The organism is Gordonia sp. NPDC058843 (genome assembly GCF_042743165.1).
GTDB lineage: Bacteria > Actinomycetota > Actinomycetes > Mycobacteriales > Mycobacteriaceae > Gordonia.
Genome location: NZ_JBHYNC010000059.1, coordinates 19,820 through 30,222, shown reverse-complemented (window position 1 = coordinate 30,222; position 10,403 = coordinate 19,820). Strand labels below are relative to the sequence as shown.

The window sequence follows — 10,403 nt, the reverse complement described above, 5'->3', positions numbered from 1 at the left end:
GAGGTGCGAGCGAAGCGAGCCACGAAGGGTCTCGCAACGTGTCTCACCAGGCCCTTCGAGGCTCGTCGCTTGCGCTCCTCGCACCTCAGGGAGCAAGGGTTATGCGGTTCTTTCGGATCAGGGGACCAGAGGCTATGCGGTTCTTCGGATCACGGAGCAGGGGTCTCCACGGCTCATCCCATTCGGTCGTTCATCTCATTCCCACTCGATGGTGCCCGGTGGCTTGCTCGTCACGTCGAGCACCACCCGGTTGACCTCGGCCACCTCGTTGGTGATGCGGGTCGAGATGATCTCGAGCACCTCGTAGGGCACGCGCGTCCAGTCCGCGGTCATCGCGTCCTCGCTCGACACCGGGCGCAGGACGATCGGGTGACCGTAGGTCCGGCCGTCCCCCTGGACGCCCACGCTGCGCACATCGGCGAGCAGCACCACCGGGCACTGCCAGATCTGCGAGTCCAGCCCGGCCGCGGTGAGTTCCTCCCGGGCGATCAGGTCGGCCTTGCGCAGCATCTCCAGGCGGTCGCCGGTGACCTCACCGACGATGCGGATCGCCAGGCCGGGCCCGGGGAAGGGCTGTCGCGCGACGATCTCCTCGGGCAGTCCCAGCTCGCGACCGACCGCGCGCACCTCGTCCTTGAAGAGCAGGCGCAGGGGTTCGACGAGGCTGAACTCGAGATCGTCGGGCAGACCGCCGACGTTGTGATGGCTCTTGATGTTCGCGGTCCCGCTGCCGCCGCCGGATTCGACGACGTCGGGGTAGAGCGTGCCCTGCACGAGGAAATCCACCTTCTCCCCCGCCTCGGCCTCCTCGCCCAGGACCTCGCTGACCGCGCCCTCGAACGACCGGATGAACTCCCGGCCGATGATCTTGCGCTTGGTCTCGGGATCGCTCACGCCGGACAGCTCGCGCATGAAGGTGTCGGCGGCATCGACCGTCACCAGTTTGGCGCCGGTCGCACCCACGAAGTCGTGCTGCACCTGCTCACGTTCACCGGCACGCAGGAGCCCGTGGTCGACGAAGACGCATGTCAGACGATCTCCGATGGCTCGCTGCACCAGTGCCGCCGCGACCGCGGAGTCCACGCCGCCGGAGAGCCCGCAGATGGCCCGGCCGTCGCCGATCTGATCGGCGACCGCGTCGATGAGCGCATCGGCGATGTTGGCGGCGGTCCAGGTGGCCTCGAGGCCGGCGATCTCGTAGAGGAAGCGCGTGAGGATCTGCTGGCCGTGCGGCGTGTGCAGCACCTCGGGGTGATACTGCACGCCGGCCATGCGGCGCTTCAGATTCTCGAAGGACGCGACCGGCGCGCCGGGCGTCGACCCGGTCACCGTGAACCCCTCGGGTGGACTCTGGACGGCGTCGTTGTGGCTCATCCACACCGGCTGGGTGTCGGAGAGACCCTGGTGGAGAACGCCTTCGCCGTTGGTCGTGAGCGTTGTGCGGCCGAACTCGCGCCCGCCGGTGTTGGCGACCTCGCCGCCGAGCTTGTCGGCCATGGCCTGGAAGCCGTAGCAGATGCCGAACACCGGGACATCGAGGTCGAACAGGGCGGGATCGAGGTCGGGCGCGTCGGCGGCGTACACCGACGACGGACCGCCCGACAGGATGATCGCGACCGGGTCCTTCTCCTGGATCTTCTCGATCGAGGCGTCGTGTGAGATCACCTCGGAGTAGATCCGCGCCTCGCGGACCCGGCGGGCGATCAGCTGCGCGTACTGCGCACCGAAGTCGACGACGAGCACCGGCCGCGGGCCCTCGAGGAAATCCTCGGCTGAGGACGAGTTCGCAGAAGAAGTGTCTGTCACCGGGCCGAGTCTAGTGGGCGGACCGGCGCCCGCACCTGGTCACCCCGCCCGGCGGGTGCGGCCCCGCGATCCCCACGTGAAATACTCCGCAATCGACATGACTGCATCGCCGGAAACCCCCCATCGCTGGTCGCTGAGCATCGGCGACCTCACCCAGGCCGCCGTGTTCGCCGCGCTGATCGCCGCGCTCGGACTCCCGGGCACCATCAACATCGGCACCAGCGGCGTGCCGATCACCCTCCAGTCGCTGGGCGTGATCCTCGCCGGCGCGGTCCTCGGCCCCAAGAAGGGGACCCTCGCGGTCGTCCTCTTCATGGTGCTGGCGATCGCCGGGTTGCCGATCCTCGCCGGCGGCCGCAACGGTTACACCGCCCTGTCGTCGCCGACCGCAGGCTTCTTCGTCGGCTTCCTGCCCGCCGTCATCGTGATCGGGGTGCTGACCGCGTTGATGCTCGGCGTCGGCCCCACACCCCGGTACAAGGTGCTGTGGGGCATCGGCATCAACGCTCTCGGCGGCATCGGCGTGCTGTACCTGTGCGGGATCGTGGGCCTCCTCCTGCGCACCGACCTGACGGTGTGGGCCGCGCTCTCCTCCAACGGGCCGTTCATCCCCGGCGACATCGCGAAAGTCGTGATCGCCGCACTCGTCGCCGCACAGGTCCATCGGGGTCGGCCGGGACTCATCACACCGATGCGGTTGACGCGGCGCGGCGACGCCCCCGGCGCCTGAACCCGCCACCGCCCGGCCGCCGATGATCGAGTTCGAGGACGTCTCACACGCCTACGACGGTCGCGTCGTACTGCGTGACGTCTCGCTCACCCTGTCGGAGAACAGGATCGGGATCGTCGGAGCCAACGGGAGCGGCAAGTCGACGCTCGCGCGGATGATCAACGCGCTCGTCGTCCCCGACACCGGGACGGTCACCGTCGACGGACTCCCGGTCGCGAAGAACAAGCGCGAGGTCCGGCGCCGGGTGGGATTCATCTTCTCCGATCCGGACCGCCAGATAATCATGCCGACGGTCCGCGAGGACATCGAACTGTCGCTTCGCCGAACCGATCTGGACAAGGCGGCGCGCGCCGATCGAGCCCGCGAGGTGCTCGCGCGGTTCGGACTCGGTGACCACGCCGACCACCCCGCGCAGCGCCTCTCGGGCGGTCAGAAGCAGCTCCTCGCCTTGGCCTCGATCTTCGTGACCGACCCGGCGATCATCGTCGCCGACGAACCCACGACCCTGCTCGACCTGCGCAACACCCGCATGCTCACCGACGTGTTCGCCACGCTCGACGAGCAACTCGTCGTCGTCAGCCACGACCTCGACATCCTCACCGGCTTCGACCGGGTCATCGTCATCGACGACGGCCGCGTGGTCGCCGACGACGAACCGGGCCCCGCGATCGCGGCCTATCGGAAGCTCATGTCGTGAACGTCCTCGGTGTCTACCGCCCCGGCAACACCCTGCTGCACCGCACACCGGCCGGCGTCAAGTTCGTCGCGATGGGGGTGCTGATCCTCGTCCTCTCGCTGACGGTGCGATCACTCACCGCCCTCGGGGTCGCGACCCTCGGGGTGGCCGTGATCTACGCACTGGCGGGCATCGGGCCGCGCGAGGCCTGGCGACAGCTGCGACCGCTGGCGTGGCTGCTGCTGTTCATCTTCGCGTTCCAGGTCGTCTTCACCGATTGGCGACGGGCGGTGGTGATCTGTGGCGTTCTCGCGCTGTCGGTCGCGCTCGCGGCGGTCGTCTCGCTGACCACCCGCACCACGGACATGCTCGACACGATCGTCCGCGCCCTGCACCCCCTGGCCCGCTTCGGGGTGCGCGTCGACCTCATCGCCCTCGCACTGGCGCTGACCATCCGGGCGATCCCGCTGATGGTCGAGGTGGTACGAGAGGTCGACGAGGCCCGGAAAGCACGCGGATTACGACCCGGTCCGCGCATCCTCGTCGCTCCCGTCGTGCTCGCCGCCCTGCGGACCGCCGACGGCTTCGCCGACACCCTGACCGCGCGCGGACTGGACTGACTCCCCGCCCCGCCGTCGGACGACGACTCAGAGCAGTTCCGAGAGTGCGTCCTCGAGTCGGGGGAAGCGGAACCGGAACCCGGCGTCGGCCAGGACATCCGACCGCGCGCGGCGTCCCGTGAGTCCGAGTGCCGGGTCCGTACGCAACACCACCGCACCGAGTTTCAGCAACCAGGACGGCGTCGGCGGCGCCGGCGGACGTCCGATCTCCGCGCGCAGCATCGCCATGAGTTCGGCGTTGCGCACCGGATTCGGACTGGCCGCGACGACGACACCGTCGGGCAGGGACACCGCGTCGTCGACGCGCATCGCCGCGCGGGCGATGGCGAGCCAGTCGTCGATGTGAATCCAGCTGAACCACTGCCGGCCGTTGCCGACCCGTCCGCCGAGCCCGAATCTCGTCAGGCCGGCGAGCCGGCGCATGGCGGGGGCATCCGGGTCCAGGACGATCGACGTACGCAGCACGGTCAGGTGATCGGCGTTCGCGCCGTCCACCGCGTCCTCCCACGGCTGCGCGACGCCGGTCATCTGTGGCAGGCCGACGGGCACCGGCGTCGACTCCGTGCACCACCGGTCACCCGCGTCGCTCCAGATCGCCGTCGTGCTGGACTGCAACCAGTACGAGATCGGGGACGACCGCGCCTGAGAGGCGACGACGAGGGCGCGAGTCGCATCGACCCGACTGCTCCGCAGCGCGGCGATGTTGGCGTCGGTGGGGCGACAGTCCACGAGCTTGCCCGCGAGGTTCACCACCGCCGTCGGACGATCCGCGGCCAGCGCCTCGGCCCAGTCGCCCTGGGTCTTGCCGTCCCAGACCACCTGCTCGAAGGGCGAGGACGGATCGATCCGTCGCGTCAGGTTGACCGGATGGTGACCGCGCGCGGCGAGATCGGTCGCCAGATGCGTTCCCAGCGAACCACTTCCGCCCGCCAACACCACGGTCAGCGATTCTGTGCCCGACATGCGTCTCCCCCGTTCGGCAATGCACGACGACACTACCCGCCGACGCTGTAGGCCGGGATCTCGTAGTCGCCGGGATCTCGTAGTCGCCGGGATCTCGTAGTCACGGTGCGCACTGTCTGCGCACTGTTGCTACGAGATCCGCTGGGCGGTGATCGGCGTGATGGGGATGATCGGCAATCGCAGTGCGCCCGGCGCGTCGGCCGGGACGACCGGCGACCTCGGCGTCGTCGGCTCGATCCGGCGGTACGGGTCACCCTGTGCCGGGCGCTGATCCCGTTCCCCCTTGTTCGGCCACAGTGCAGCCGCGCGCTCGGCCTGTGCGCAGATCGTCAGCGACGGATTGACACCGAGGTTCGCCGACACCGACGCACCGTCGGCGATGTGCAGCGTCGGGTAGTTCCACACGCGCTGGTATGGATCGATGACACCGTTGTCCGGGTCGTCGGAGATCGCGCACCCGCCCAGATAGTGCGCGGTGAGCGGCATGTTGACGATGTCGCCCCAGGTTCCGCCGGCGACGCCGCCGTTCAGTTTCGACGCGATCCGACGCGTTGCCTCGTTGCCCTCCGGAATCCACGTCGGATTCGGCTCACCGTGGCCCTGCTTGCTGGTGACGTACCGCAACGGTCCACGCTTGCGGACGAACGTGGTGAGTGAATTGTTGTTGTTCTGCATGACGAGCGCGATGACGGTCCGCTCGCTCCACTGGCGCACCACGAGCAACCGCACCAGCAGGAACGGGTTGCGGGCGACCTGTCGAGCGAACTGACCGAACCGGTTGCGCCTGGTTCCGCCGTCAGTGAGCAGGGTCTGCAGGTACGCAATGGCATTGGAGCCCTTGCCGTACCGGACCGGCTCGATGTGGGTGTTCGGCGCGGGATAGAACGACGAGGTGATCGCGACGCCACGCGAGTAGTCGTTCTCCGGGTCGATCCGCGAACCCATCGCACCGAGGATCGACTCCGAGTTGGTCCGCGTGAGCCGACCCATCGCGTCCGAGATCTCCGGCAGCGTACCGCGTTTCGCGTGATGCAACAGTCGCTGGGTGTTGAACGTGCCGGCCGCCAGGATCACCTGACCCGCGGTGATCGTGCGCCGGCGACGCCCGAGCGGCCCCCACGACGACGAGTGATGTGTGCCCACCTCCCACACACCGTCGGCACGCCGGCGCAACGAGTCCACCGTGGTGCGGTCGATGATGCTGGCGCCGTTGCGTTCCGCGAGACCGAGGTAGTTCTTCAGCAGGGTGTTCTTGGCACCCACCCGGCAGCCGGTCATGCATGCACCGCATTCGGTGCAGGCGGTCCGATCCGGGCCCGCACCGCCGAAGTACGGGTCGGCGACGGTCTCGCCGGGAGCCCCGGACAGCCCCGTCTTCGCACCGAAGAACACGCCGACCGGAGTCGGGGTGACCGTGTCGCCGACACCCATCTCGGCAGCGACTTCGGCGACCACCCGATCGGAGGCCGTGACCGTCGGGTTCTGCACCACACCCAGCATCCGGCGGGCCTGGTCGTAGTACGGACCGAGCTCGTCCTCCCAGTCGGTGATGTGGTTCCACTGGGGATCGGTGAAGAACGGCGTCGGGGGCTTGTACAAGGTGTTGGCGTAGTTCAGCGAACCCCCGCCGACCCCCGCCCCGGCCAGGATCATCACGTCCTTGAGCGCGTGGATGCGCTGGATGCCGTACAGGCCCAGCTTCGGGGCCCACAACCAGCGGTTCAGACGCCAGCTGGTCTTGGCGAAGTCCGCGTCCTCGAAACGTCGCCCCGCCTCGACCACCCCGACGCGATAGCCCTTCTCCACCAGTCGCAGCGCGCTGACGCTGCCTCCGAAACCGGACCCGACGATCAGAACGTCGAAGTCGGTGTCGGTCGGCTTGTCGAATCCCATGGCGACCATACTAACGCGCATTGTCACGTAAAGAGACCCAGGTCACCCTAACCCGTCGAGACGCGACCTCAGGGAGCGCAGGGCTGCACTCGCACGCTCGCACCTCAGTATCTGCGGCCTAGCGGCCGTCGTGGACCACGAAAGAACACTCGTGAGTGTCCGAAATCCATGCTCCCTGAGGTGCGAGCGAAGCGAGCCACGAAGGGTCTCGCAACGTGTCTCACCAGGCCCTTCGAGGCTCGTCGCTTGCGCTCCTCGCACCTCAGGGCGCGCAGGGCTGCACTCGCACGCTCGCACCTCAGGGATCCCGGGGTCGATCAGCCGCGGACAGACAGCCCCACGCGCTGGAATTCCTTCAGGTCGCAGTAGCCCGCCTTCGCCATGGCCCGACGCAGCGCGCCGACGACGTTCAGCTCGCCGTACGGATCGTCGGACGGCCCGTTGAGGACACGGTCGAGGCTCGGACGATCCTCGCCCGCGGCGACCTGCAGGAGCGCCCCGCGCGGTGTGTCCGGGTGAGCTGCGGCCGACGGCCAATACCAGCCCTTGCCGGGCGCCGAATTCGTGGTGGCAAGTGATGTGCCGAGCACCGCGGCATCGGCTCCACAGGCGATCGCCTTGACCAGGTCGCCCGAGCTGTGGATGTCGCCGTCGGCGATGACGTGGACGTAGCGACCGCCCGTCTCGTCCAGGTAGTCACGACGCGCGGCGGCGGCATCGGCGATCGCGGTCGCCATCGGGACGCCGATGCCGAGTACCTCGCCCGTCGTGGTGGCTCCGGCGGCCGACCCGTAGCCGACGATCACGCCCGCCGCGCCCGTCCGCATCAGGTGCAGCGCGGTGCGGTGGTCGTGCACGCCGCCCGCGATGACGGGCACGTCGAGGTCGGCGATGAAGGTCTTGAGGTTCAACGGTTCACGCTCGGTGCCGTCGGCGTCGACCTGCGAAACGTGTTCCGCCGAGATGATCGTGCCGTGCACCACCAGGATCTCCACCCCGGCAGCCAGCAGCGCCGGGGTCAGTTCCGGCGCGTGCTGCGGGCTGACGCGGACGGCGGTGGTGACACCGGCCTCGCGAACCCGGGCCACCGCCTCGCCCAGCAGTCCGCTGTCGAGCGGAGCCGAGTGCAGCTTCTGCAGATGCCGAACCGCCGCATATGGATCCGGGTCGTCCGTCGCGATCGCGACCAGTTCCTCGATCTTCGCCTCGACGTCTCGGTGGCGGGCCCACAGCCCCTCACCGTTCAGAACGCCGAGCGCACCGAGCTTGCCGAGCTCGATCGCGACCGACGGCGACACCAGGGCATCGGTCGGGTGACTCAGGATCGGCGAGGAGAACCGATAGGCATCGATCTGCCATGCGGTGGAGACGTCCTTGGACGAACGGGTCCGACGGGAGGGAACGATGCTGATGTCCCCCAGTTCGTAGGTCCGTCGGGCTGTCCGGCCCATGCCGATTTCGACGAGGTCACGCACCACGGCGCCTTTCTGCGGGGTTCAGCTGCACAACGACCCTACGGCCTGGCCCGCCGGACGAATCCGGCGGGAACGGCGTCGGGGAGTTCAGCGGGAATAGTAGTTGGGAGCCTCGGCGGTCAGCGTGATGTCGTGCGGATGGGATTCCTTGAGTCCCGCCGCGGTGATCTGCACGAACCGCGCGGTCTGCAGATCCGCGATCGTCGACGCGCCGGTGTAACCCATGGCAGCACGCAGACCGCCGACCAGCTGGTGGATGACCTGGGACAACGGGCCGCGGAACGGCACGCGCCCCTCGATGCCCTCGGGAACCAGCTTCTCCTCCTTCAGGACGTCGTCCTGGAAGTAGCGGTCCTTGGAGTACGACTTCGCCTGCCCGCGCCCCTGCATCGCGCCGAGCGAGCCCATGCCGCGGTAGCTCTTGAACTGCTTGCCGTTGACGAGGACCAGTTCGCCGGGGGCCTCGGCGGTACCCGCCAGCAGCGACCCGAGCATGGCGGTCGACGCACCGGCGGCGAGCGCCTTGGCGATGTCGCCGGAGTACTGCAGACCGCCGTCGGCGATCACGGGGACGCCGGCCTTCTGGCAGACCGCCACGGCTTCGAGGATGGCGGTGATCTGTGGAGCACCGACGCCTGCCACGACACGGGTGGTGCAGATCGAACCCGGCCCGACACCGACCTTGACCGCATCGGCGCCGGCATCGACCAGGGCCTGCGCGGCCTCGCGGGTCGCCACGTTGCCGCCGACCACGTCCACCCGGTCGCCGACCTCGGCCTTCAGCTTGGCCACCATGTCGAGCACGAGCCGGTTGTGCGCGTGGGCGGTGTCGACGATGATCACGTCCGCGCCCGCATCGGCCAGCGCCATCGCCCGGTCCCACTGCGGGTCGCCGGTTCCGACGGCCGCGCCGACGAGCAACCGTCCGTCGGAGTCCTTGGTCGCGAGCGGGTGCTGCTCGGTCTTGACGAAGTCCTTGACGGTGATGAGTCCGGTCAGGCGTCCGTTGCCGTCGACGATCGGCAGCTTCTCGATCTTGTGCCGGCGCAGCAGCCCCAGCGCGGCCTCCGCGGAGACCCCCTCCTGGGCGGTGATGAGCGGCGCCTTGGTCATGACCTCGGCGACCGGGCGGCTCTGGTCGACCTCGAACCGCATGTCGCGGTTGGTGATGATGCCGACGAGCTCACCCTTGTCGTCGACGACCGGGAGGCCGGAGATGCGGTAGCGCGCACACATCGCGTCGACCTCGGCGAGCGTGTGGGACGGCGTGCAGGTGACCGGATCGGTGACCATGCCTGCCTCGGAGCGCTTGACGGTCTCGACCTGACCGGCCTGCTCCTCGATCGAGAGGTTGCGGTGCAGGACGCCCATGCCGCCGGCACGCGCCATCGCGATCGCCATCCGGGACTCGGTCACGGTGTCCATCGCCGAACTCACCAGCGGGACCCGCAGCGTCACGTTCTTGGTCACCCGTGACGAGGAGTCCACCTCGCTGGGGATCACGTCCGACGCCGAGGGAAGCAACAGGACGTCGTCGAAGGTCAGGCCGAGCATCGCGACCTTGCCGGGATCGTCTCCACCGGTACGAACAGCAGTCATCGGACCATCGTATCGACATCCCTGATGCGGCGATCGTCACACAGGCGTCTTGGTGCCGGTGAGGCCGCCCGACCCACTCGTACCACGTGCGCCGAGGCCGGTGAATGCCTGCGGCGGGACGCGCTGCGGATCGGCTACGGTGGTGAGGTGCGTGACCACCTTCCACCCGGCCTCCCGCCGGATCCGTTCGCCGATGACCCCAGCGATCCCGCATCCGCACTGGACAGTGTGGAGCCGGGTATTCCGCTGGACGAGAACGAACGGCTCGCGGTCGAAGAAGATCTCGCCGATCTCGCGCTCTACGAGGCACTGCTGGCCACTCGCGGTGTCCGCGGCCTCGTCGTTGTCTGCGAGGACTGCCACGAAGACCACTATCACGACTGGGACATGCTGCGCGCCAACCTGATCCAGCTTCTCATCGACGGTACCGTCCGACCCCATGAGCCGGCGGTCGATCCCCGCCCGGATGCCTACGTCACCTGGGACTACTGCCGCGGCTACGCCGACGCACGTAGTCATCTCGACGACGAACGCTGACGGCCGAGACAGCTCGTCGACCCCGCTGGCGAGCCGCCTGCCAGACCACACGAGTGAGGCCCTGCACCGATTCGGTGCAGGGCCTCACTCGTACGTCGTCGTGG

The 10,403-nt window shown here is 68.6% G+C and carries 9 protein-coding genes; 4 read left to right on the top strand and 5 right to left on the bottom strand.

Annotated features, from left to right (window positions below; genetic code table 11):
* Window positions 1-195 precede the first annotated feature (195 nt).
* Window positions 196-1,743: a glutamine-hydrolyzing GMP synthase gene (guaA, locus tag ACFW3F_RS23770; RefSeq protein WP_388061873.1), complete on the bottom strand. Its 1,548-nt coding sequence runs from the start codon at window positions 1,741-1,743 to the stop codon at window positions 196-198.
* A 160-nt stretch (window positions 1,744-1,903) separates the two neighbouring features.
* Here guaA and ACFW3F_RS23765 point away from each other — a divergent pair, with 160 nt between their 5' ends.
* Genes ACFW3F_RS23765 through ACFW3F_RS23755 form a run of 3 tightly spaced genes read left to right on the top strand, consistent with a single transcriptional unit; the run spans window position 1,904 to window position 3,832 of the window.
* Window positions 1,904-2,536 (top strand): biotin transporter BioY, encoded by a 633-nt coding sequence (locus ACFW3F_RS23765; protein ID WP_388061871.1) that lies wholly within the window; start codon window positions 1,904-1,906, stop codon window positions 2,534-2,536.
* Window positions 2,537-2,558: 22 nt separating this feature from the next.
* Window positions 2,559-3,233: an energy-coupling factor ABC transporter ATP-binding protein gene (locus ACFW3F_RS23760; RefSeq protein WP_388061869.1), complete on the top strand. Its 675-nt coding sequence runs from the start codon at window positions 2,559-2,561 to the stop codon at window positions 3,231-3,233.
* Complete coding sequence (locus ACFW3F_RS23755) at window positions 3,230-3,832, top strand: energy-coupling factor transporter transmembrane component T family protein (protein ID WP_388061867.1); 603 nt, start codon at window positions 3,230-3,232, stop codon at window positions 3,830-3,832. The genes ACFW3F_RS23760 and ACFW3F_RS23755 overlap by 4 nt, the downstream gene beginning before the upstream one ends.
* A gap of 27 nt (window positions 3,833-3,859) precedes the next feature.
* On the opposite strand, the gene ACFW3F_RS23750 is transcribed toward ACFW3F_RS23755, so the two are convergent.
* The 4 genes from ACFW3F_RS23750 to guaB form a co-directional block, all read right to left on the bottom strand.
* Window positions 3,860-4,795, bottom strand: coding sequence for an epimerase (locus tag ACFW3F_RS23750; protein WP_388061865.1), 936 nt, complete (start codon window positions 4,793-4,795; stop codon window positions 3,860-3,862).
* A 129-nt stretch (window positions 4,796-4,924) separates the two neighbouring features.
* A complete protein-coding gene (locus ACFW3F_RS23745; protein WP_388061863.1) occupies window positions 4,925-6,697 on the bottom strand; it encodes a GMC family oxidoreductase N-terminal domain-containing protein in 1,773 nt (590 codons plus the stop codon).
* A 308-nt stretch (window positions 6,698-7,005) separates the two neighbouring features.
* Window positions 7,006-8,163: a GuaB3 family IMP dehydrogenase-related protein gene (locus ACFW3F_RS23740; protein ID WP_388061861.1), complete on the bottom strand. Its 1,158-nt coding sequence runs from the start codon at window positions 8,161-8,163 to the stop codon at window positions 7,006-7,008.
* Window positions 8,164-8,250: 87 nt separating this feature from the next.
* Window positions 8,251-9,762, bottom strand: coding sequence for an IMP dehydrogenase (guaB, locus tag ACFW3F_RS23735; RefSeq protein ID WP_388061859.1), 1,512 nt, complete (start codon window positions 9,760-9,762; stop codon window positions 8,251-8,253).
* A gap of 147 nt (window positions 9,763-9,909) precedes the next feature.
* Here guaB and ACFW3F_RS23730 point away from each other — a divergent pair, with 147 nt between their 5' ends.
* Window positions 9,910-10,299, top strand: coding sequence for a DUF5319 domain-containing protein (locus ACFW3F_RS23730; RefSeq protein WP_388061857.1), 390 nt, complete (start codon window positions 9,910-9,912; stop codon window positions 10,297-10,299).
* Window positions 10,300-10,403: the final 104 nt, after the last annotated feature.

Coding starts and splice junctions, on each gene's coding strand:
- ACFW3F_RS23765 (WP_388061871.1), top strand. CDS start 1,904: ATGACTGCATCGCCGGAAACCCCCCATCGCTGGTCGCTGAGCATCGGC.
- ACFW3F_RS23760 (WP_388061869.1), top strand. CDS start 2,559: ATGATCGAGTTCGAGGACGTCTCACACGCCTACGACGGTCGCGTCGTA.
- ACFW3F_RS23750 (WP_388061865.1), bottom strand. CDS start 4,795: ATGTCGGGCACAGAATCGCTGACCGTGGTGTTGGCGGGCGGAAGTGGT.
- ACFW3F_RS23745 (WP_388061863.1), bottom strand. CDS start 6,697: ATGGTCGCCATGGGATTCGACAAGCCGACCGACACCGACTTCGACGTT.
- guaB (WP_388061859.1), bottom strand. CDS start 9,762: ATGACTGCTGTTCGTACCGGTGGAGACGATCCCGGCAAGGTCGCGATG.